The organism is Streptomyces sp. KR80, assembly GCF_052245555.1.
In the GTDB taxonomy this organism is placed as follows: domain Bacteria; phylum Actinomycetota; class Actinomycetes; order Streptomycetales; family Streptomycetaceae; genus Streptomyces.
The window spans coordinates 228,087-250,615 of record NZ_JBQQCD010000003.1; the positions used below are offsets into that span (position 1 = coordinate 228,087).

Annotated in this window: 19 protein-coding genes; 12 read left to right on the forward strand and 7 right to left on the reverse strand. The window is 71.1% G+C overall.

Features of this window, described 5'->3' with window-relative positions:
• Nucleotides 1-13 precede the first annotated feature (13 nt).
• From ACTWQI_RS06495 to ACTWQI_RS06515, 5 genes are read left to right on the forward strand one after another with little or no spacing between them, the layout of a single operon-like run.
• Nucleotides 14-886, forward strand: a complete 873-nt coding sequence (locus ACTWQI_RS06495; protein ID WP_443268282.1) for a M24 family metallopeptidase — start codon at nt 14-16, stop codon at nt 884-886.
• Nucleotides 883-2,733 carry an SDR family oxidoreductase gene (locus ACTWQI_RS06500; protein ID WP_443268284.1) on the forward strand — a complete coding sequence of 617 codons (1,851 nt, stop codon included), beginning with the start codon at nt 883-885 and terminating at the stop codon, nt 2,731-2,733. Before ACTWQI_RS06495 ends, ACTWQI_RS06500 begins: the two co-directional genes overlap by 4 nt.
• Nucleotides 2,730-3,677 carry a metal-dependent hydrolase gene (locus tag ACTWQI_RS06505; protein WP_443268286.1) on the forward strand — a complete coding sequence of 316 codons (948 nt, stop codon included), beginning with the start codon at nt 2,730-2,732 and terminating at the stop codon, nt 3,675-3,677. The genes ACTWQI_RS06500 and ACTWQI_RS06505 overlap by 4 nt, the downstream gene beginning before the upstream one ends.
• A gap of 11 nt (nt 3,678-3,688) precedes the next feature.
• Nucleotides 3,689-4,678, forward strand: coding sequence for a MerR family transcriptional regulator (locus ACTWQI_RS06510; RefSeq protein ID WP_443268288.1), 990 nt, complete (start codon nt 3,689-3,691; stop codon nt 4,676-4,678).
• On the forward strand, nt 4,675-5,127 hold the full coding sequence (locus ACTWQI_RS06515) for a hypothetical protein (protein ID WP_443268289.1): 453 nt from the start codon (nt 4,675-4,677) through the stop codon (nt 5,125-5,127). Before ACTWQI_RS06510 ends, ACTWQI_RS06515 begins: the two co-directional genes overlap by 4 nt.
• Before the next feature lie 49 nt (nt 5,128-5,176).
• Here the strand turns inward: ACTWQI_RS06515 and pspAB are convergent, their stop codons facing one another.
• Together pspAB and htpX are read right to left on the reverse strand one after the other, a co-directional pair.
• Nucleotides 5,177-5,767, reverse strand: a complete 591-nt coding sequence (gene pspAB / locus ACTWQI_RS06520; RefSeq protein ID WP_443268291.1) for a PspA-associated protein PspAB — start codon at nt 5,765-5,767, stop codon at nt 5,177-5,179.
• A 63-nt stretch (nt 5,768-5,830) separates the two neighbouring features.
• The gene (gene htpX / locus ACTWQI_RS06525; protein WP_443268293.1) at nt 5,831-6,745 is read right to left on the reverse strand and encodes a zinc metalloprotease HtpX; all 915 of its coding nucleotides are present in this window, start codon (nt 6,743-6,745) and stop codon (nt 5,831-5,833) included.
• 305 nt (nt 6,746-7,050) lie between these two features.
• On the opposite strand from htpX, the gene ACTWQI_RS06530 reads away from it, so the two are divergent.
• Nucleotides 7,051-7,938: a Cof-type HAD-IIB family hydrolase gene (locus ACTWQI_RS06530; protein WP_443268295.1), complete on the forward strand. Its 888-nt coding sequence runs from the start codon at nt 7,051-7,053 to the stop codon at nt 7,936-7,938.
• A 47-nt stretch (nt 7,939-7,985) separates the two neighbouring features.
• Here the strand turns inward: ACTWQI_RS06530 and cydD are convergent, their stop codons facing one another.
• Genes cydD through ACTWQI_RS06545 form a run of 3 tightly spaced genes read right to left on the reverse strand, consistent with a single transcriptional unit; the run spans nt 7,986 to nt 14,237 of the window.
• Nucleotides 7,986-11,681 (reverse strand): thiol reductant ABC exporter subunit CydD, encoded by a 3,696-nt coding sequence (cydD, locus tag ACTWQI_RS06535; RefSeq protein ID WP_443268297.1) that lies wholly within the window; start codon nt 11,679-11,681, stop codon nt 7,986-7,988.
• A 33-nt stretch (nt 11,682-11,714) separates the two neighbouring features.
• Complete coding sequence (gene cydB / locus ACTWQI_RS06540) at nt 11,715-12,716, reverse strand: cytochrome d ubiquinol oxidase subunit II (protein WP_443268299.1); 1,002 nt, start codon at nt 12,714-12,716, stop codon at nt 11,715-11,717.
• 12 nt (nt 12,717-12,728) lie between these two features.
• Entirely contained in the window at nt 12,729-14,237 is a 1,509-nt protein-coding gene (locus tag ACTWQI_RS06545; protein WP_443268300.1) for a cytochrome ubiquinol oxidase subunit I, read from the reverse strand.
• 163 nt (nt 14,238-14,400) lie between these two features.
• Between ACTWQI_RS06545 and ACTWQI_RS06550 the strand changes: the two genes are divergently transcribed.
• A complete protein-coding gene (locus ACTWQI_RS06550; protein WP_443268302.1) occupies nt 14,401-14,772 on the forward strand; it encodes a cyclophilin-like fold protein in 372 nt (123 codons plus the stop codon).
• A 24-nt stretch (nt 14,773-14,796) separates the two neighbouring features.
• Here the strand turns inward: ACTWQI_RS06550 and hisC are convergent, their stop codons facing one another.
• A complete protein-coding gene (gene hisC / locus ACTWQI_RS06555) occupies nt 14,797-15,876 on the reverse strand; it encodes a histidinol-phosphate transaminase (RefSeq protein ID WP_443268303.1) in 1,080 nt (359 codons plus the stop codon).
• Between the two features lie 363 nt (nt 15,877-16,239).
• On the opposite strand from hisC, the gene ACTWQI_RS06560 reads away from it, so the two are divergent.
• From ACTWQI_RS06560 to ACTWQI_RS06570, 3 genes are all read left to right on the forward strand, one after another.
• Entirely contained in the window at nt 16,240-17,352 is a 1,113-nt protein-coding gene (locus tag ACTWQI_RS06560; RefSeq protein ID WP_443268305.1) for a LacI family DNA-binding transcriptional regulator, read from the forward strand.
• Between the two features lie 307 nt (nt 17,353-17,659).
• Entirely contained in the window at nt 17,660-18,835 is a 1,176-nt protein-coding gene (locus ACTWQI_RS06565; protein ID WP_443268662.1) for a metallophosphoesterase, read from the forward strand.
• A 180-nt stretch (nt 18,836-19,015) separates the two neighbouring features.
• Nucleotides 19,016-19,894, forward strand: coding sequence for a hypothetical protein (locus tag ACTWQI_RS06570; protein ID WP_443268307.1), 879 nt, complete (start codon nt 19,016-19,018; stop codon nt 19,892-19,894).
• 13 nt (nt 19,895-19,907) lie between these two features.
• Here ACTWQI_RS06570 and ACTWQI_RS06575 read toward each other — a convergent pair whose 3' ends face one another.
• On the reverse strand, nt 19,908-20,774 hold the full coding sequence (locus ACTWQI_RS06575; RefSeq protein ID WP_443268309.1) for a GNAT family N-acetyltransferase: 867 nt from the start codon (nt 20,772-20,774) through the stop codon (nt 19,908-19,910).
• 102 nt (nt 20,775-20,876) lie between these two features.
• Between ACTWQI_RS06575 and ACTWQI_RS06580 the strand changes: the two genes are divergently transcribed.
• A complete protein-coding gene (locus tag ACTWQI_RS06580; protein ID WP_443268311.1) occupies nt 20,877-21,554 on the forward strand; it encodes a hypothetical protein in 678 nt (225 codons plus the stop codon).
• Nucleotides 21,555-21,814: 260 nt separating this feature from the next.
• Entirely contained in the window at nt 21,815-22,480 is a 666-nt protein-coding gene (locus ACTWQI_RS06585) for a hypothetical protein (protein ID WP_443268313.1), read from the forward strand.
• Nucleotides 22,481-22,529: the final 49 nt, after the last annotated feature.

Consider the following 22,529-nt stretch of genomic DNA (forward strand, 5'->3'; position numbering starts at 1 on the left):
GGACGGTTGTCGAATGACCTCAACAGTCAGCGGTGAGTTCTCCTCCCGACTCGGGCCGGGAGACCCCGGGGAGCTCCGGGGGTTCAGGGACGTGCAGCGTCTCGCGTACGCCTGCGCGGAGACCGTGGCCGCGCAGCTGAAGCCGGGGATCACCGAGCGGAAGGCGGCGCGCATGCAGCGGGAGTGGCTGCGCAAGCGTGGAGTGCGGGACTGGTTCCACCTCCCCTTCGCCTGGTTCGGGGACCGCACGGCCTTCGCCGGCTTCCGGATACCGCTGCAGTTCTTCCCCACGGACCGGAGGCTCGAGCCGGGGATGCCGTTCATTCTCGACATGGCGCCGATCTATCGGGGATACGCCGCGGACATCGGCTACTCCGGCTGTCTGGGCCCCAATCCGGTACACCAGCGGCTGCTCACAGACCTGGCAGCGCACCGCGAGCTGATCCTGCGCGAGGTCCGCGAGCGCCGCTCGCTGCGCGAGATCTACGAGGACGTGGACCGGCTGATGGTGCGGCAGGGGTATGCCAACCGCCACCGCGCATATCCGTTCGGTGTGATCGCGCACAAGGTTCACCGGGTCAAGGAGCGCCGCTGGTCACCGCATGTCTTCGGGTTCGGCACACAGAGCCTGAAAGGGCTCGTGTCCGACGCGATCCACGGGCACCGCGAGGGCTGGTCCCCGCTGTGGAGCCCATACCGCTTCTCCGACCATCCCCCGCAGCCGGGGCTCTGGGCGGTCGAACCGCACCTCGGGTTCCGGGGAACGGGCGCGAAGTTCGAAGAGCTCCTGGTGGTCACGGACTCCAAGGACGCCGAGCAGAGCGCGTTCTGGCTGGACGACGATCTGCCGCATGTGCGGCGCTGGCAGGAGGCGAAGGCCGCATGACGGAGGTTTCGGGGCTGCCGGGTGGTGCCGGGATGCCGGGTGCACGGGAGCGCTGGGTCCGGACGGGCGGGATCGAGCTGTGCGTTGCCGAACTGGGCCCGCGCTCATCGGCCGGGGTATCCGGGGAGGGTGCAGCCGACGATGGCGACCGACCGACCGTGGTGCTGCTGCACGGCTATCCGGACAGCAAGGAGGTGTGGACGGAAGTCGCCTCCCGCCTCGCGGACGACTTCCATGTGGTGCTGTACGACGTGCGCGGCCACGGCAGGTCCACGGCGCCGACTCCGCTGCGCGGTGGCTTCACTCTGGAGAAACTGACGGATGACTTCCTGGCGGTCGTGGACGCGGTGAGCCCCGACCGGCCGGTGCATCTGGTGGGCCATGACTGGGGATCGGTGCAGGGCTGGGAGTTCGCGACGGTCACCCGCGCCGAAGGCCGGATCGCTTCCTTCACCTCGATGTCCGGCCCATCGCTCGACCACTTCGGGCACTGGATCAAGAAGCGGCTGGCGCGGCCCACCCCGCGTCGGCTCGGGCAGCTGCTCGGCCAGGGTGCCCGGTCCTGGTACGTCTACCTGCTGCATACGCCCGTGCTGCCCGAACTCGCCTGGCGCGGTCCGCTCGGCAAGCGCTGGCCGAAGATCCTTGAACGGGTCGAGAAGGTGCCGGGCGGGGACTATCCCACCGCCTCGCTGCCGAATGACGCGGCACACGGCGCGTGGCTGTACCGGGACAACGTCCGCGCCCGGCTCGGCCGGCCGCGCCCGGACGCCTACGCCCATGTACCGGTCCAGCTGATCACGCCCAGCGGCGACATCTTCCTCTCCGAGACGCTCTACGACCAGCTGGAGCTGTGGGCACCGAAGCTGGTGCGGCGCTCGCTGCCCGCCAAGCACTGGGCGCCCCGCACCCGGCCGGACCAGGTGGCCGCGTGGATAGCGGAGTTCGTCAGGGCGCAGGAAGCGGGCGACCCTGCTCGGGAGGTCAGAGCGAAGGGGCCGTACGCGGACCGGTTGGGCGGACAGCTGGTGCTGGTGACGGGCGCGGCCAGCGGGATCGGGCGGGCCACCGCCTTCGCCTTCGCCGAGGCGGGCGCGCGGGTCGTGGCCGTGGACCGGGATGCGGAGGGGGCTGCCCGGACGGCGGAGCTGGCACGGCTCATCGGCGCCCCGGACGCCTGGCCGGAAACCGTGGACGTCTCCGACGAGCAGGCCATGGAGAAGCTGGCGGACAAGGTCGCCGCGGAGTACGGCGTGGTCGACGTGCTGGTCAACAACGCCGGGATAGGGATATCCGGTTCCTTCCTCGACACCACCGCCGCGGACTGGCGCACGGTCCTGGACGTCAATCTCTGGGGGGTCATCCACGGCTGCCGACTCTTCGGCAAGCAGATGACCGAGCAGGGCCAGGGCGGCCATATCGTCAACGTCGCGTCCGCCGCGGCGTTCCAGCCGTCGAAGGCGCTGCCCGCCTACAGCACCTCGAAAGCGGCCGTGCTGATGCTCAGTGCGTGCCTGCGAGCCGAGCTGGCCGGGCAGGGCATCGGAGTCTCCGCGATATGTCCCGGCTTCATCAACACCAACATCACCGCGACCACCCGCTTCACCGGTGTCTCGGAGAAGGAACAGCAGCGCCGCCAGACGAGGACCAGCCGGCTGTACCGGATGCGGAACTACCCACCGGAGAAGGTCGCGAACGCGGTACTGCGTGCGGTGGTCAGAAACCAGGCGGTGGTGCCGGTGACACCGGAGGCGCGGGCCGCCCACTTCATGTCCCGCTTCTTGCCGCGGACGTTGCGGGCCATCGCCCGGCTGGAGCCGCCGACCCAGGACAGGAGCCGCTCGTGAGCACCGAGAAGTCCGAGACGACCGAGAGTGCCGGAACGACCCAGGACAAGCACTACAAGATCGCCCCGCGCCGGGTCTCGTTCGACTGGCGCGAGACCCCCCTGCACTGGATACCGGACGAGCCCACGGCCACCCATGTCATCAATGTGCTGCATCTGCTGCTGCCGGCCGGGGAGCGGTGGTTCGTCAAGGTGTTCAAGGAGGCACTGCCCCTGGTCCGGGACCCCGAACTGCTCAAGGATGTCAAGGGCTTCATGGGCCAGGAGGCCACGCACAGCGTCCAGCACGCCTACGTACTGGATCACCTCGCCGAGCAGGGCCTCGACCCGACCGGATACACCAAGCACGTGGAGTGGATGTTCGACGTGCTGCTGGGTGAGAAGCCGCCGTTCCGCGTGCCGGTGCCGAAGCGGGAGTGGCTGCGCTTCCGGCTGTCCCTGATCGCCGCGATCGAGCAGTTCACGGCGGTCCTCGGCAACTGGGTGCTGCACGCCGACGGCCTGGACCGGGCCCACTCCGACGAGGTGATGCTGGACCTGCTGCGCTGGCACGGCGCAGAGGAGGTGGAGCACCGCTCGGTCGCCTTCGACATGTACCAGCACGTCGGCGGTGCCGGCCTGGGGCGCTACGCCCGCCGGATCGAAGGCATGGCCGTCGTCGGCCCGGTGCTGCTGTGGCTGTGGTTCTTCGGCGCGGCCTACCTGATACGCCACGACCCTCAACTCACGGGCAGACTGCGCTATTCGCTGCGTGAACACAACACGGCGGTGCGCAAGGGCCTGTTGCCGACGTGGGGCGAGCTGGGGTCGGCGATCCCCCGCTACCTCAGGCGGTCGTACCATCCCTCACAGGAGGGCTCGTTGCGGAAGGCCGTCGAGTATCTGGCGACGTCGCCGGCGGCCCGGGCCGCGGCCGAAGCGATAGGCCGTGCTGCCAATTCGTGAGGAGCGACCGTTTGTCCGAGCAGCCGTCAGCGGAGTACCGGATCGAGGACCTGGCCCAGCACAGCGGGGCAACGGTCCGGACCATCCGCGCCTACCAGGACCGCGGTCTGCTCCCCAAGCCTGAGCGGCGGGGCCGTGCCAACGTGTACGGGGACGCACATCTGGCCCGGCTGCGGCAGATCTCTGAGCTCCTCGACCGCGGCTACACCCTCGCCAGCATCAAGGAGCTGCTGGAGGCGTGGGACGCGGGGCGCGGCCTCGGCGGCGTGCTGGGCCTGGTCGCGGAGGTCGAGGGCCCGTGGACGGACGAGGAGGCGGCCCGGATCACGCGCGCCGAGCTGGATGCGAGATTCGGCGGCAAGCCGGACGACGCGGCGCTCGCCGAGGCGATCGAGCTGGGCGTGCTGGAACGCATACCGGGCCGGGACGACGAGTTCCGCGTCCCCAGTCCTCAGGAGCTGACGGTCGCCGCCGAGCTGTACGCCGCCGGCGTACCGCTGCTGGCCATCTCCGACCATCTGCGCGAGCTGCGCGGCCAGGTCGAGCACATCGCCGCCCGCTTCCTGGAGTTCACGACCGAGCACGTCTTCGTCCGCTACCTCGGTCACCGGCCGTCGGACGCGGAGGCGGCGGAGGCCGCATCGCTCGTACGACAGCTGCGGCCGCTCGCCCAGCGGACCGTGGACGCGGAGCTGGCGCGGGCGATGCGCCAACTCGCCACTCGGCATCTGCGCCGCCACCTCGGCGCCCCGGACGCCGTGACCGCGGCGCCGGCACCCGAACCCGGTCCGCAGCCGGTGCCCCTCCCGGCCGACACGGTCCGCGCCGTCCGCCGACTGGTCGGCCCGGAGTACGCCGCGGCCTTCATCACCGCTGCCACGGAGCGCGAACTGGCAGCCCGCACCATGGACACCCTCGCGGAGGGCGGCCCCGGCCCCGGCCCCGGCCCCGGTACGGGTACGGGTAGGGGTACGGGTACGGCTGACAGGATCAGCTCATGAGCCGACCTCATCTGCCCAGCACGGAGGCCGCCGTCCTCGCCGTACGCGACGTCGCGCGGACCCATGGCCTTGAGGTGCGGGTCACCCATGACATCGGCGCCGACCAGTCCGGGCGTCGTACGGCCGCCGGAGCGTTCGTCGTCGTCGACGCGGACGGGTCGCTTCCGCACGAGGCGCTGATCGAACTGGGCGGCTCACCCTCCGTCGAGGTCGAGCTGTACTCGGAGGGCGACGCCAAGATCACAGTGGACGCCGTCGAGTTCCACGATGTGCCGCGCGACTCCGTGCCCGCCTTCCTGCAGTCCGTCTACGGGGGCCTGGCTTACGTCAAGGGACGGCTGTTTCCGCCCGGGTGCTGGCTCGTCGTGCCGCTGCCCGGCGACGAGACGTACAAGGAGCTGGTGCTTCAGGCCACGCTCACCCCGTGGCTCAGCCGTTCCCGCCGCTGAGCGGCACCCCGGGCAGCGCCGCGACGACGTCCGCCGACGAAGGGTCGGCTCACAGCCCCGGTGCGCCCCATACCGGGAACCAGCGGGCCAGATCCGTCTCGATCCGCAGATCGTCCGCGAGCAACGCCCGGACCTGCAGTTCGAGGGCACTGTCCCGCCTGTCGACCGCATCGCCTTCGCCAAGCGGCGCGAAGGGATAGAACGTGCCGCGCTTGTAGAGGTAGACGAGCGCGAGGGACCGCCCGCCCGCGTCGCGGAAACCGATGAGGGAGCAGAGCAACTGCGGGCCGAAGCCGCCGTCCTGGAGCAGGGTGTTGACGGCGTGCAGATCGTTGACAAGGGCGGCGGTGTCATCGGCCGGGTGGCGGGTGACAAGCCAGGTGTAGCCGTACGCGTCCCGGCTGAACTCGACCGGTACGCCACCCCGGCCGGTGTCCGCGTCGAGCAGTTCCCGCACGTCCTGCTGGAGCTGTGCGAAGGCACCGCCCTCGACGCTGGCGAAGCAGACCGAGCCCGTTCCGGTCGGAGTGAATCCGGCGCCCGCCTGGAGGGTGAGCGCGGCGGAGGGCAGGGCGAAGAGCTGGTCGAGGTCGGGCCGGACCGGTTTGCTTCGGCCGAGGATGGTGTCCAGCAGGCCCACGGAGTGTCACCCCACTTCGCTTGTCACGTTGTGCCGTCGTGACGTTGTGACGTTGTCGTGTTGTCACGGACGGCCGAGCTGGGCGGAGATCCTGCCCAGCTGGTCGAGACGCTGCTCCAGCGTCGGGTGGGAGGAGAGCAGCCGGCTCAGGCTCTCCTTGGAGGAGAAAGCAGGCGCGAAGTAGAAGGCGTTGAAGGGCTCCGCCTTCCGCAGATCCCGCGTGGGGATCTTCGCCATCTGCCCGGTCACCTTCGTCAACGCCGAAGCGAGAGTCGAAGGCCGGGCGGTGAGCAGGGCGGCCGCGCGGTCGGCGGACAGCTCGCGGTACCGGGAAAGCAGCCGGGTCAGCAGGAAACTGATCACGTACACCACGGCGCTGACCAGGGGTATCAGCAACATCGCGATGGCGGTGTTGGTGTCCCGGTCACTGCCGCCGCGGCTGAAGCCTCCCCACAGCGCGACCCGCGTCATCACCCCCGCCAGCACACCGAGGAACGAGGCGATGGTCATCACCGCCACATCGCGGTGGGCGACATGGGACAGCTCGTGCGCCAGGACGCCCTCCAGCTCCTCCGGCTCCAGCCGCCGCAGCAGCCCGGTCGTGGCGCACACCAGGGCGGTGCGCTCGTTACGGCCGGTGGCGAAGGCGTTCGGCAGATCGCTCTGCGCGATCGCCACCCGCGGCTTGGGCATATCGGCCAGCGCGCAGATCCGGTCGACGGCGCCGTGCAGCTCGGGTGCCTGCTCGGGAGTGACCTCGCGGGCGCCCATGCTGAACGCCGCGATCCGGTCACTGAACCAGAACTGGGCGATGAACAGGCCGCCCGCAATGATCAGGATGATCGGCCAGGCGCCGCGGAGCAGGGCGAGCAGTGCGCCGACGAAGACCACATACAGCAATCCGATCAGGAACATCGTCGTCACCATGCGGGCGGTCAGTCCCTGGTCGGGGGCGAATCGGGTACGGGTGCTTGGCATGGCCGACCTCCAGAGCGCGCCTGCCCCTTCTGTCCTCCCCTACCTTGATTCTGCATCTTTACCGGTAGACCCGGCATAAGGGCCGACTCCTCACCCGGCCTCGTGGCCCGCCGCAGCTTGACGTCGCCCGCCGCCCGCCCCGGGCCTGGCCGAGGCAGGCGGCGGGCGTGAAGCCGCGCCGGCCGGTCTCCGCGGCGGCGAGCGCTGCGGTACCCGCCGCTCCCCCGCGCACCCCGTCGGACCCCGCCGCTCCCCCGTCGGACCCCGTCGCACGGCTGTGCCTACAGGTGCGGGAAGATGAACCCGTGACCTCAGCTACCGAGCGGCCCGAGCCGCAGACTCCGGAATCCGACCGCTCGGCGTCCCTTCCCCGGCGTGTACGGCTGATCGCCACCGACCTCGACGGCACCCTTCTCCGGGACGACAAATCGGTCTCGGAGCGGACGGTCGCCGCACTCGCCGCCGCCGAGCAGGCCGGGATCGAGGTCTTCTTCGTCACCGGCCGGCCCGCCCGCTGGATGGACGTCGTCAGCGACCACGTCCACGGCCACGGCCTGGCGATCTGCGCCAACGGCGCCGCTGTCGTCGATCTGCACCGGGACGGTCTGATCCTGGAGGTGCGCCCACTGGAGCGGACCGACGCACTCGCCGTCGTGGAGGCGCTGCGCACCGCCGCCCCCGGCACCTCGTTCGCCGTCGAGCTGACCAACGGCATCCACTACGAGCCGGAGTACCCGCCCTTCCACCTCGACCCCGGTGCCACCGTGGCCGCCGCGGAGAAACTGCTCTCCCCGGACTGGGCGAGCGCCGACCAGCCCGTGCTCAAGCTGCTCGCCCACCACCCTCGCCTCACCCCGGACGCCTTCCTCGCCCTGGCCCGTACGAGCGCGGGCGACCATGCGTTCTTCACCCGCTCCAGCCCCACCGCACTGCTGGAGATCAGCGGCCTGGGCGTGAGCAAGGCCGCCACCCTCGCGCACTGCTGCGCCCAGCGCGGCATCGCCCCCGAGGAGGTGGTGGCCTTCGGCGACATGCCCAACGACGTGGAGATGCTGACCTGGGCCGGGACGTCGTACGCCATGGCCAACGCGCACCCCGATGTGCTGGCCGCCACCTCGGCCCGGACGGTCGCGAACAACGAGGACGGCGTCGCGGTGGTCATCGAGCAGATCCTGGCGGCGCAGCAGTCCTAGGACCTGCCCTGGGCGAAGCCCAGAACCTGCCGCAGCCCAGCGGCACATCACACCGCCGCCGTCATCCCGGCGGCGGCTTCCGCGGCGAGGGAGTCCGCGGCCTGCTCCCGCGCGAGCGCCCGCCGGAACGGTCCGTCACCGGCGGCCAGCTCTTCGTACGTGCCGCGCTGTGCCACCCGGCCCCGGTCCAGCACGATCACCTCGTCGACCGCCGCCAAGCCGCCCACCCGGTGGGTGATCAGGACGGTCGTCCGCCCCGCGGTGGCGGCCAGGAGATCGGCGGTCAGCGCATCGGCCGTCGGCAGGTCCAGGTGCTCGGCGGGCTCGTCGAGGACGAGGACGGGGAAGTCGGCGAGGAGTGCCCGGGCGAGCGCGAGGCGCTGCCGCTGACCGCCGGAGATCCGGGCGCCGTGCTCGCCGACGAGGGTGTCGACCCCGTCCGGGAGACGCTCGACCCATGCCAGCAGCCGCGCGCGGGCGAGCGCGTCGCGCAGCTCGGCGTCAGTCGCCGACGGCCTGGCCAGGCGCAGGTTCTCGCGCAGTGAACTGTCGAAGACGTGCGCGTCCTGGGCGCAGAGACCGACCAGGCGGCGCACGTCGTCGCCGTCGAGCGCGGTGCTCTGCGTCCCGGCGAGGGTGTACGAACCCGACTCGGCGTCCAGGAAGCGGAGGAGCACCTGGGCGAGGGTCGTCTTCCCCGATCCGGACGGGCCGACGACGGCGATCCGCCGACCTGGGGCGAGGTCCAGGTCGATTCCCTCGAGAGCGGGCACCCGCTGTCCGGGATGGCGGGCCGTCAGGTTCCGTACGGCAAGGGGGAACGGGTCGGCCGGCGGTTCCGCAGGCTGCGCGGGCTCCCGTACCGGCTCCGGGGCCTCCAGTACTTCCCTCACCCGCTCGGCGGCGCGTCGGCTGCGGTGCCGGTACTGAACGGCGAGGGGCAGTCCCATGACGGCCTCGAACGCGGCGAGTGGCGTCAGCACGACGACGGCGAGGGCGAGCCCCGCGAGGCGCCCGTCGTGCACGGCCTGCACGCCTGCCCACGCGGCCGCGGTCACGGTGAGGCCGCAGATCAGCGAGGCGAGCCCGGCGCCCGTACCGGCCGCCGCCGCGGACCGGGCCGCCAGCCGCGTGAGCTTGCGGTCGGCCCGCCGCGCCCGGTCCGTACGGGAGGCCAGCGCACCCGCCACGGCCAGCTCCGCGGTACCGCTGAGCAGGTCGACGACCTGGCCCGCGAGGGCGCCGCGGGCGGAGGCGAGCTGTCGCTCGGCGCGGCGCGAGAGCGCGCCGGAGAGCAGCGGCACACCGACGCCTGCGGCGAGCAGTCCGACGGCGAGCACGGCACCGGCTTCGGGGAGCAGCCAGGCCGTGAAGCCGATGGATCCGGTGCCGACGAGGGTGGCCGCGCCGACGGGCAGCAGCCAGCGGACGAAGTGGTCCTGGAGGGAGTCGACGTCGGCGACGAGCCGGGAGAGAAGGTCGCCGCGCCTGGTCTCCTTCAGCCCGGCGGGGGCCAGGCGCTCCAGCCGGGCGTAGACCGCTGCGCGGAGGTCGGCGAGCATCCGGAAGACGGCGTCATGGGCGACGAGGCGCTCGGCGTAGCGGAAGGCGGCGCGTCCGATGCCGAACGCCCGGGTCGCGGTGACCGCCACCATCAGATGGAGCACGGGCGGTTGCTCGGACGCGCGGGAGATGAGCCAGCCGGAGACGGCCATGAGACCGACGGCGCAGCCGAGGGCGAGACTGCCGAGCAGCAGGGCGAGCGCGAACCGGCCACGCCGGGCCTGGGCCATCCGCCGCACCCACCGCAGATCATCCGCGCTGCGCGGGCGGGAGTCCGCTCGTCCACCGTCCTCAACTCCCGGGGATGTACCCGCCCTTGGGCTCGGCTGGGACACGTCGCTGGACCACGTCTCGTCCGTAGCCGCAGACATATCGAGCCCGGCGGGCCGGGCGTCGGCCGCCGCGCACTCGCCATCGCCCACGCCCGCCTCCGGGACGGCCCGCTCCTCATCGGAGGGGATCCACGCTGCGGAGTCGCACGCCCCAGCGGGCCCCGGCAGGGCGATGACCCGGTCAGCCAAGGCCAGCAGGCTCGGGCGGTGGGCGACCAGGAGGACGGTGCGGCCGGTCGACAGGCGCCGGATCGCGGCGACGATCGACGCCTCCGTCTCGCCGTCCAGATGCGCCGTCGGCTCGTCAAGCAGCAGCACCGGTCGGTCCGCCAGGAACGCCTGCGCCAGGGCGATCCGCTGGCGCTGCCCCGCCGACAGGCCCGCTCCGCTCTCGCCGAGAACTGTCTCCGGCCCGTCCGGCAGCCCGGCGACGAAGTCCAGCGCACCCGCCGCGCGCAGGGCTTCCCGTACGGCCGTGCCGTCCGCGTCCGGCCGGGCCAGCCGTACGTTCTCCGCCACCGTGCCCGCGAAGAGATACGGCCGCTGGGGCACCCATGCGATCTGCCGCCACCAGCCCTCCCGCGAGAGGTCCGCAAGATCCGTGCCGCCGATGAGGACGCGGCCTGTGGAGGGCTGTGCGAAGCCCAGCACCGCGCTGAGCAGGGTCGTCTTGCCCGCTCCGCTCGGGCCGGTGATCGCGACGGTCTCGCCGGGGGAGACGGCCAGCGAGGTCCGGGGGAGCGACGGCTCCGCGCGGCCCGGGTGGCGTACCTCCAGGCCCTCCACCCGTAGTTCGCTGCCTGCGGGCACTCGCTCGGCCACCGCTGGAGATGGCCCCTCCCGGCCGGGGGCCGGGGTGGCATCCGGCGCCGCCGTGGCGCCCCCCGCGGGCACCTGCGTCTCCAGCACCGCGAAGACCTCGTCCGCCGCCGCCAGCCCCTCGGCTGCCGCATGGTACTGAGCCCCGACCTGCCGCAGCGGCAGATACGCCTCGGGGGCCAGGATCAGCACGACCAGGCCGGTATAGAGGTCCAAGTCCCCCTGCACCAGCCGCATGCCGATGCCCACGGCCACCAGCGCCACCGACAGCGTCGACAGCAGCTCCAGGGCGAAGGAAGAGAGGAAGGCGATCCGCAGCGTCCGGAGCGTGGCGCGCCGGTAGTCGCCCGTGATCGAGCGGATGGACTCCGCCTGGGCGCGCGCCCGTCCGAAGACCTTCAGCGTCGGCAGCCCCGCGACCACGTCCAGGAAGTGCCCCGACAGCCGGGCCAGCAGCCGCCATTGACGGTCCGTCTGCGTCTGCGTTGCCCAGCCGATCAGCACCATGAACAGCGGGATGAGCGGCAGCGTGACGACGATGACGGCCGCCGAGACCCAGTCCTCGGTGACGATCCGGGCGAGCACCGCCGCCGGCACGACCACCGCGAGTCCGAGCTGCGGAAGACAGCGCGCGAAGTAGCCGTCCAGCGCGTCTATTCCGCGTGTGGCGAGCGCGGTCAGCTCGCCGGTCCGCCGGCCGCTGAGCCATCCAGGGCCGAGCCGTACCGCCTGCTCCAGCAGCCGGCGCCGCAGTTCGGACTTGACCGAGGCCGCCGCCCGGTGCGCGGCCAGCTCCGTCAGCCAGGAGACCAGACCGCGTCCGAGTGACACCGCCGCGAGCAGCAGCAGCGGGGTGCGCAGCTCGGCCACCGCCAACTCCCGCTGGAACGCACCGACGACCACCTCGGCGATGAGCATCGCCTGGGCGACGACCAGCGCCGCCCCGGCCAGCCCGAGCACGACGGCCGCGACCAGGAAGCCGCGGGTGGCACGGGCGTGGTGGAGCAGGCGCGGATCAATCGGTCTCATGGGAATCAGTCCTTGCAGATGCCCGAGGACGCCTCAGTGGGCGTCGGCGATGTGCTGGGTGCCGATCCGCTTGCGGAACACCCAGTACGTCCAGGCCTGGTACAGCATCACCAGGGGAGCCGCAACGGCCGCGCACCAGGTCATGATCTTCAGCGTGTACGGGCTGGACGAGGCGTTGGTGACCGTCAGGCTCCACCGCTCGTCCAGCGTGGACGGCATGACGTCCGGGAAGAGCGTGAGGAACAGCATCGACACCGTGGCGACGATGCTGACGCCGGACAGTGCGAACGCCCAGCCCTCCCGCCCGGCCAGGTTGCACCCGATCGCCCCGGCGAGCGCCACGACGGCGACGACCGCCGCCGCCAGGCTCGTGCCGTCGCCCTGGTCGGTCTGGGTCCAGCCCAGGAAGCCGGCCCCGAGCACCGCGGACGCCGCCCCGAGCCCGGTCGCGAGCCGCCGCGCCCGCACCCGGATGTCTCCGACCGTCTTGAGTGCGGTGAACACCGCGCCATGGAAGGTGAAGAGCGCCAGTGTCACCAGTCCGCCGAGGAGCGCGTACGGACCCAGCAGGTCGACCAGCGTGCCGACGTACTCCTTGTCCGCGTCGATCTTCACGCCGTGGACGATGTTGCCGAAGGCCACGCCCCACAGCGCGGCGGGCAGCAGTGAGGTCCAGAAGATCGCGTGCTCCCAGTTGGCCTGCCAGCGCTCCTCGTTCCGCTTCGCCCGGTACTCGAAGGCGACGCCGCGCACGATCAGGCATACGAGGATCAGCAGCAGCGGCAGATAGAAGCCGGAGAAGAGGGTGGCGTACCACTCGGGGAAGGCGGCGAAGGTCGCGCCGCCCGCGCTCAGCAGCCACACCTCGTTGCCGTCCCAGACCGGCCCGATGGTGTTGATGAGCACCCGGCGCTCGCTCCGGTCGCGCGCCAGCAGCTTGGTCAGCACGCCGACCCCGAAGTCGAAGCCCTCCAGGAAGAAGTAGCCGGTCCAGAGGAAGGCGATGACGACGAACCAGAGGTCGTGGAGTTCCATGCTGTGCTCCCCTCAGTACGAGAAGGCCATGGGGCGGTCGGCGTCGCGGTCGTCGCCGCCGATCCTGGTGGGCGGGTTGAGGTCGGAGTCGGTCAGCTCGGGCGGACCGGCCTTGACGTACTTCACGAGGAGCCGGAACTCGATGACGGCGAGGACCGCGTAGAGCGCGGTGAACACGGTCATCGAGGTGAGGACCTCGGCCTGGGAGACACCGGGGGAGACGGCGTCGGCGGTCCGCAGCACGCCGTAGACGACCCACGGCTGACGGCCCATCTCGGTGAAGATCCATCCCCAGGAGTTGGCGATCAGCGGGAAGGCGATGGTGAGCAGCGCGATCCGCCAGTACCAGGAGGTGAGCCGGGGACCGAGCTCCCGGCCCCTGGTGAGCGCGAGCCGCGGTGGTTCCTCTTCGTCGGTGCGCAGCCCGGGAGCGAGCCACAGCCGCTTGCGGGTGAGCCAGAGCCCGGCGAGTCCGATGCCGAACGACGTCATGCCGAAGCCGATCATCCAGCGGAAGCCCCAGTAGGTGACGGGGATGTTGGGCCGGTAGTCCCCGGGCCCGTACGCCTTCTGCTCGGCGTCGTTGACGTCGTTGATGCCCGAGACCTCGGAGGAGAAGTCGCCGTTCGCGAGGAACGACAGGGCCGTCGGGATCTCGACGGCGACCTTGTTGTGGCCCTTGTCGACATCGCCATAGGCGAAGACCGAGAAGGGGGCCGGTGCCTCGCTCTCCCATAGCGCCTCCGCCGCCGCCATCTTCATCGGCTGCTGGCGGAACATGACCTTGGCCAGCTGGTCACCGCTGACCGCGGTCATGAGACCCGCGACGACCAGGGTGATCAGGCCGAGGCGGAGCGAGGTCCGCATCACCGGTACGTGCCGCTTGCGGGCCAGGTGGTAGGCCGCGATACCGACCATGAAGGCCCCGCCGGTCAGGAACGCGGCGGTGAGCGTGTGGAAGACCACGACGAGGGTGGTGTCCTGGGTCAGGACCCGCCAGAAATCGGTGAGCTCGGCGCGGCCGGTGGCCTCGTTGATTCGGTAGCCGACCGGGTGCTGCATCCAGGAGTTGGCGGCCAGGATGAAGTACGCGGAGAGCACGGTGCCGATGGACACCATCCATATGCAGCCGCAGTGGATCTTCTTGGGCAGCTTGTCCCAGCCGAAGATCCACAGACCGATGAAGGTGGACTCGAAGAAGAAGGCGATCAGCGCCTCGAACGCGAGCGGAGCTCCGAAGACGTCGCCGACGAAGCGGGAGTAGTCAGACCAGTTCATACCGAACTGGAACTCCTGCACGATGCCGGTGACGACACCCATGGCGATGTTGATCAGGAAGAGCTTGCCCCAGAACTTGGTCGCCTTGAGGTACTTCTCCCGGCCCGTCCGCACCCATGCGGTCTCCAGGCCGGCGACGAGCGCCGCAAGGGAGATCGTCAGCGGAACGAAGAGAAAGTGATAGACGGTGGTGATGCCGAACTGCCAGCGCCCGAGGGTTTCCGGCGCCAATGCCAGGTCCATGCCGCCCTCTCCTTACGTCCTTGCGGCCACGCCCCCAGGCTCTCCTTGGAATCAGAGCTTGTGAACGCGTTCACATTCACAAGCCATTATGGCCCACCCACCCTCGGCGTCTGCGGGCGGGGCCCCCTTTCCCGAGTGCTTCAACATATTGTTGAATCTATCCATGCAGATTCGCATCATCTGGCCCGCCGGCCGACTCACCGCGACCCTCGACGACACCCCGACCGCCACGGCACTGCACGCCGCCCTGCCGATCGACGCCACCGCGAACACTTGGGGCGAAGAGGTCTACTTCGACACCGGGCTGACCCTCGACCTCGAGGCCGGGGCCCGGCAGGTCGTGGATCCCGGCACGGTCGCCTTCTGGACCGAGGGCAACGCGCTCGCGCTGCCCTACGGGCCCACGCCCATCTCGCGAGGCGAGGAGTGCCGGCTCGCCAGCCCCTGCAATGTGCTCGGCCGGATCGACGGCGACCCGCGCGCGCTCGCGACCGTAGGACCGGGCGACCCGATCCGCGTCGAGCGGGCGACGTAAGGCAGCGGCCGTCGGCAGGAGGGCCTACCGCCCGCGGCGGAACTCCTCGGCGGTCCGCAGCAGGAGGTCGTTCGCCTCGGTCTCACCGATGGTGGCCCGTACGCCCTCCCCCGGGAACGGCCGTACGACCACGCCCGCCTTCTCGCACGCCGCCGCGAAGTCGGCCGTACGGTCCCCGAGCCGCAGCCAGATGAAGTTCGCCTGCGAATCGGGGACCGTCCAGCCCTGCTCGGCCAGGGTCACCGCGACCCGCTTGCGCTCACAGACCAGCGAGCCCACTCGCCCCAGCAGCTCGTCCTCGCTGCGCAGCGAGGCGACCGCCGCGTCCTGCGCCAGTTGGCTCACCCCGAAAGGCACCGCCGTCTTGCGCAGTGCGGCGGCCACCGGATCCTGCGCCACCGCGAAGCCGACCCGCAGCCCTGCCAGCCCGTATGCCTTGGAGAAGGTGCGCAGCACGCAGACGTTGGGGCGGTTCCGGTAGATCTCGATCCCGTCGGGCACCTCGGGATCGCGGATGAACTCCCGGTACGCCTCGTCCAGCACCACCAGGACATCCGTGGGCACCCGGTCCAGGAAGCGCTCCAGCTCCGCCCGACGCACGGCCGTGCCGGTCGGGTTGTTGGGGTTGCAGACGAAGATCAGCCGAGTCCGGTCGGTGACCGCGTCGGCCATCGCCTCCAGGTCGTGCACCTCACCGGCAGTGAGCGGTACCTGCACCGACCGGGCGCCGCTGATCTGCGTGATGATCGGGTACGCCTCGAAGGACCGCCAGGCGTAGATCACCTCGTCGCCCGGCCCGGAGGTCGACTGGACGAGCTGCTGCGCCACGCCGACCGAGCCGGTGCCGGTCGCCAGGTGCTCCACCGGCACGCCGAACCGCTCGGACAGCTCGGTCATCAGCCTCGTGCAGGCCATGTCGGGGTAGCGGTTGAACGATGCGGCGGCGGCCAGCGCGCTCTCCATCACACCGGGGAGCGGCGGGTAGGGGTTCTCGTTGGAGGACAGCTTGAACGCGACGGGACCGCCCGCGGCCGCCGGCCGACCCGGCTTGTAGGTCGGAATGCCGTTCAGCGCATCGCGCAGCTTCGGGGTCTTCTCAGTCACCGCGGGTCCTCCTCGACCGTCCGGGCACATCAGCAATACTCCACACCTTATGAGGATTGCGGCACCCGGGGTCCCCCATGAGTTCTGGGGAGTATGCACCTGAGGGGGGCACTCACCGTCCTGCTGTGCGCCGGTGGCTCGCGCCGTGGCGCGCATCCCCCGTGAAGGTGACTTGAGACCTCTTCGAGACAAAGACCAATCGGCAGGGAAAGGCTCACGATCACCGGTCGGTCCTCCCCATGAGACGTCAACTGCCTTGATTTACAAGGTAGTTGGAGGCTCCGGTCTTGCAGAAACGTGCCTGTCGGAGGCGCATCACAGGCTCCCGCGAAAGGACCACCCGAGCCCTACTATCGGCTCGCCATGACAGCAGCAGGTAAGCACCAGGTGAGCCGGACGGATACCCACCGGCGGGGCAGCCGACACGGGCGGGCGGGCATCCGGGACGTGGCCGCCGCGGCCGGTGTCTCGATCACGACTGTCTCCGACGCACTCAACGGCAAGGGGCGGCTTCCCGACGCCACCCGTCGCCACGTCCGCGAGGTCGCCGAGCGGCTGGGCTACCGCCCGTCGGCCGCCGCCCGCACCCTCCGCACCGGCAGATCGGGCCTCATCGGCCTGACGGTGACGACCTACGGGGATGAACCTTTCACCTTCACGGAGTTCGCCTACTTCGCCGAGATGGCCCGCGCCGCCACCTCCGCCGCCCTCGCCCGCGGCTATGCACTCGTCATCCTCCCGGCGACCTCCCGGCACGACGTCTGGTCCAACGTCGCCCTCGACGGCACCGTCGTCATCGACCCCTCCGACCACGACCCGGTGGTCACCGAACTCGTCCGCCAGGGTCTCCCCGTCGTCTCCGACGGCCGCCCGGCCGGCTCCCTCCCGGTCACCGCCTGGGTCGACAACGACCACGAGGCGGCCGTCCTCGGCTTACTGGACCACCTCGCGGACGCCGGCGCACGCCGCATCGGCCTCCTCACCGGCACCAGCACCGACACCTACACCCGGCTCTCGACGACCGCGTACCTCTCCTGGTGCGAACGCGTCGGCCAGGACCCGGTGTACGAGGAGTACCCGGCCCACGACCCATGCGCCGGAGCCGTCGCCGCCGACCGGCTGCTGGCCCGCCCCGACCGCCCCGACGCCGTCTACGGTCTCTTCGATCCCAACGGCACCGACCTGCTCGCGGCGGCCCGCCGCTACGGCCTGCGCGTACCCGAGGACCTGCTGCTCGTCTGCTGCAGCGAGTCCACCGTGTACGCCACCACCGAGCCGCCCATCACCACGCTCTCCCTCAAACCGCGCCGGATCGGCACCGCCGTCGTCCAACTGCTCATCGACGCCATCGAAGGCCTGCACACCGGGCGGCCGGTCGAGCAGGTGATACCGACCGAGCTCATCGTGCGGACCTCCTCCCAGCGGCGGCCACCCCGCACCACGGTCAGCGCTCCCCGGTCGGCTCCCCGCAGCTGACCGACGTCCGGCACGCAGCAAGCGACCCTCCCCCAGCTGGCCGCTGGGTGGGGGTACCCCCAGCGGTAGCTGGGGGCGTGCCCCCACGCCGGGCCCTCCGCACGTCCCCACCCCAGGGCGCTACCAGGCAATTTCGGGAGAAAAGCCCGGCGATCACACACGCCGCCACGATTGACCGCCCCCTGGTGCGTCACAACCCGCGAGCGGCATTCCTATGATGGGCGCACGACACCGCGGACCGCCCGCCGACCACCGGGCTTCCTCGGCCCACGCAGGGGAAAGGTCCGGCCCGGTGCACGGCGGCGCGATGGTGGAGGGGTCGATGACTCAGGGGGCCGGTGAGGGACCCGTGGCAGGGGCCACGGCGGGGATGCCGCCCGCGCCCGTGCAGGACATGCCTCCCGCACCCGCGCATTCGCCCGCGGACCGGGCGTCCGCACCACCGCACGTACCCGTGGGGCAACCCGGCCACGGCCTGCCGCGCATGTCGCCCGTCGCCGAGCAGGCGGACCGGTCCGTCGCCTCGGACGTCCCTGCGGAGTTCACCCCGGCCCAGCGCGACTTCACGGTGGTCGGCCGCGGCACCGTCGCCGACCGGGCCACGCTGTCCGTCACCCCGGTCGCCGCGCCCGAGACGGGCGGCTCGGCGCCGGCGGAGACCGTCCTCGGCCCGCTCTACGTCGTCGGCGACGTCCACGGCTACCTCGACGAACTGCGCGAAGCCCTGCGCGCCCAGGGCCTGATCGACGCCGAGGAGCACTGGGCCGCCGGCAACACCCGGCTGTGGTTCCTCGGCGACTTCACCGACCGCGGCCCGGACGGCATCGGCGTCGTCGATCTCGTCATGCGACTGTCCGCCGAGGCCGCGGCCGCGGGCGGCTACTGCAAGGCCCTGATGGGCAATCACGAGCTGTTGCTCATCGGCGCCAAGCGATTCGGCGACACACCGGTCGGCTCCGGGGCCGGTACCGCCTCCTTCCAGGCCGCCTGGCTGCTCAACGGGGGCCAGCGCACCGACATGGAGCGCCTGGAGGACCACCATCTCCAGTGGATGTCCCGGCTCGACGCGGTCGCGGAGGAAGACGGCAACCTGCTCGTGCACTCCGACACCACCGCTTACCTCGAGTTCGGTGACTCCATCGAGGCCGTCAACGACCGGGTCACCGAGATCCTGCAGCGCAGCGACGCCGACGAGTGCTGGGACCTGTTCCGCAAGTTCACCAAGCGCTTCGCCTTCCGTGACGAGACCGGGCCGCAGGCCGTGCACGAGCTGCTGACCACCTACGGCGGGCAGCGCATCGTGCACGGTCACAGCCCGATCCCCTACCTCCTGGGCGAAGTTGGCTCGGAGGACGGCGAGGACCGCGGCACGTCCCTCGTCCACGGTCCGCATGTCTACGCCGACGGGCTGGCGGTCGCCATGGACGGCGGCGTCACCATGGCCGGAAAACTGCTCGTGGTCCAACTTCCACTGGCCGACTGACGTCTCCTCCGGGCAGGCGCACGGCGGACGGTTCCGCCCACGACTCGGGCATTTTCCGGAAACACCCTGTCACCACCCGCCGGAAGCGCTCTACCATCGGCTTATCCGTAGCAGGCTCTCCTCCGTTTCCGCCCAACTGCCCGGTGAGAGCCGGCACGCAGGCCTACGGAGCACCGGGGGATGCACATGAACAGCGCTCCGCATCTGCTTCCTGAGGACCGCCCGGAGTTCGAGCGGATCCTCGGAGAGGCGCTGCGCACAGCGAGTCAGCGGCAAGATCCGGCCCTACTCGGACGGCGGCTCAACACCGAGCAGTTGCGCACCATGGCACTCACCGCCTCCGCCGCGATCTCCGCCTGCGCCTCCTCCGAGTACCAGCACTTCGTCAAGGTCCGCGACGAGCTGCGCGACCCGGCTCCCGTGTCCCCCATGAGCAGTGGGAACGGCACCGAGCAGGGTGGCGCCGCGATGGGGCTCAGCGGCTCCATGGGCGCGTCCGCCGAGGCCTCGGGCGCGGGGCTGGTAGCGGTCCTCGCCGTACTCGCCCCGGTGCTGGCGGGCACGGCCGCCGTGATCTTCCTGCTCATCGGCTATCTGCTGCACTACGTCAGCCCCCAGGAGCCGGTGGCCGACTCCCTGATCAACGCCGGCTGGGTCTTCGTCACCCTCACCGCTGCCGGCATCGTCGCCGCGATGGTGGGACTCCTCATCACCGCGCTGCGCAACAGTTCCAGCTCGTTGCGGGCGCCGCACGACGACCGGCTCACGGACGAGGTCGACCGCGCCCGGGAGGCCTGGCGGCAGGCGCTGCTGGAGCGCGGCGTCCTCCCGTTCCTCCGCGAGGCCCTGGCGGACCCGCTCGCCTCTCCCACCACCGAGTGGCGCGCCGAGGACGGTTTCGACGACGATCCAGGGATGTCGGGCCGAACGCCGCACCTGGGCTACTCGCGGCCGGGGTTCAGCACCGAGGGCGGCCCCGAGGACGCCGCCCGCCCCAGCTTCAAGAGCCCCGGCTACACCAGCCCGGACTACGGCGGCCCGGAGCAGCGGCCGGACTAGTACCGGACAGGGCCTAGTAGAGGATCGAGGGCAGGTAGGCCCCGGCGGGCTCGTTGTAGAGGCCGATGGTCATCAGGCTCATGAGTTCGTGGACCCGCAGACCGTTGCCGAGGCACCACTGCAGCAGGGCGCTGTTGCTCGCCGGAACGAGGATGCCGGGCCCGTCGAAGCCCGAGGCCGCCCCGATGAGCGCCTTGATGTCCTCCGTGGTCTCGCCGACCGCATGGGCCCAGAACGCCAGATCCGTGGCATAGCCGGTCATCCGGCCGTCGTGCTCGACGACCCGGGCCGTCCCCTGTTTGACGGCGTCGGCGACTTCTCCGCCGCGGTCGGCGCCGTGCACGCGACGGCAGAGGTCATTGCAGGCCGCCAGGTCCGCGTCCGTAGCCTCGCGTACCGCGTGACCTGCGACGGAACGCCCGATGGGCGGGCCCTGGAGACACGCGACGGTCTCCCGGAAGGCGAAGCCGAGGTCGACGTAGAGCGCGAACGACCGGGAGTGGTAGCCGCTCTGCAGCAGCCGGATGCCGGGCGCCCGCCGCCCGGCGGCGCGCTCCATGACATCCAGCATGAGCCGACGGCCGATGCCCTGGTTCTGCACCGCCGGGTCCACGGTCAGGGGCCCGACGCCGGTGACGGCCGACCGCTCGTCGAGAAAGTTGCTGCCCACGATCCGGCCGTCGAGCTCGGCGACGACGCTGTAGAACCCGGGGTGGTCCAGCGCCGTGTCCATGACGCCGACGGCGGCCTCCGTACTGGGCATGTCCGAGCGGAAGCCGTGCGCGCCAGCGATGCCGGTGAAGGCCTCGTAGGCGATTCTTCCGCAGTCGGCGGCGTCTGCCGGTGTGCCCGGGCGCAGTACGAGATCCACCGTCGCCATCTCCCTGGTCGCTGCGGAGTGCCCCGATCGGCTTCCTCATCCCATCAAAAGCACAGGTCCGGTGGGGGGCAACCGGACGGGGCTGTTCGCCGACGCGTTCATATGGCAATCTCATCTCCCGTCGTCCTGCTCACGACCGAAGAGAACGCCGCTGTGCCGTCTCTGCCCCTGACCTTGGTCGCCCGCCTGCTCCCCGTGGCCGTGCTCGCCGCCGCGGGCTGGTCCATGACGACACAGTCCCCTTCGGACAGCCGCCGGCCGTCCTCCGCCCCGAAACCGTCCCTCGACGCGACGACGGCCCGGCTCCACGCCAAGCCGCCTGCCACGGCGTGCACGACCCTGTCCTCCGCGACGGTGAAGAAGCTCGTCCCGGGCGCGAAGACCGCGGGGAAGCCGCTGAAGAGCAGCGATCCCGCGCGCCGTACCGGCTGCTCGTGGAATGCGCTCGACGGCTTCGACTACCGCTGGCTCGATGTGACCTTCGAGATCGCCGGCGAGAACGCCGGCGGACTGGCGGGCGCCCGTGAGTTCTACGCCGATCGCAAGCGCGCCACGGGCGTGCCCGACCTGGGCGACGAGGCGTCCGTCGGCACCGAGCTCACCAAGGACGACGGTCAGCAGACGATGGCCGCGGTCGTGGTCGTCCGTACCGCGAACGCTGTGGTCACGGTCACACACAGCGGCAGCGACTTCGAGACCCGCAAGGCCCCGAGCGCCGATGCCATGCGTGAGGGGGCCGTCGCCGCGGCGGAGCAGGCGGTCGCGGCTCTCGGCTCGTAACACGCCGCGCCTGGCCGCGGCGCTCTGCTCCCGGGTGAGCCCAATATGCGATAGGTCACATTCGCTGCCATTCCCTCATTTGTCTGTTTTAGCGTCGATTACCAGGCCCGGTTCGGCCGCTTTCGACCGTCAGGGGCTGTCACGAGAACGAGCGCACCAACGAGCGACGCGACGGAGGCGGAATGGCTCAGGAACGACGCGCACGCAACGCGGCGCGGGGCAGACATCGAGGAATCCGGCGGCGCATCAGCCGGGCACGCGTGGCCATGATCGCTTCGTGCGCTGCCGTGGCCCTCGGTGCCGTCGCGCTGGGCGTCGAAGGCCTGGCCGACGCGTCCCGCCCCGGCGGCGCCGTGGCCGGCCTCCAGACGGGCGACACGCACGATCTGAAGAGACTCTTCCCCCGGCCCGCCGCACCGGAGGGGAGCGAATCGGGGTCCTCACTGTTCGACGACGGGACACCCGGCGTCACGTCCGAGGCGGTCGAGCTCCCGGTGGCGCTCGCCGCGAAGTCGACGGCGCTGACGCAGAAGCCCGACGCCCCGCAGCACACGCCCGCCGCCAAGGCAATGAAGCCCGCGAAGTCGGCTCAGGCCGCCAAGGCGACGCCCAACAGCAACGGCCGCTCGAAGCCGGCGCCCGCCGCGAAGGCGGCTGCGAGCAAGAAGCCCGCGCCGGCCGCCAAGAGCGCGAGCAAGCCGAAGAGCCCCCCGTCGAAGAAGACCCCGAGCGCGACCCCAAGCAAGCGGCCCCAGCCGACCGCCCCGTCGAGCCCGGCTGCCACCCAGACTCCGCCCCGGCAGAGCGGATCCACCCAGCCGACCGCGCCCTCTCGAGCCGTGCCGGTGAAGCCGGTGAACACCGTCCAGAACGTGGTCGGCTCCACCGTGTCGAGTACGTCCCCTGGCGGCCTTCTGGCCAAGTAGCCGAGCGACGGAACCGGCACCACATCCGCTCGTGCCCGTCGCACGTATC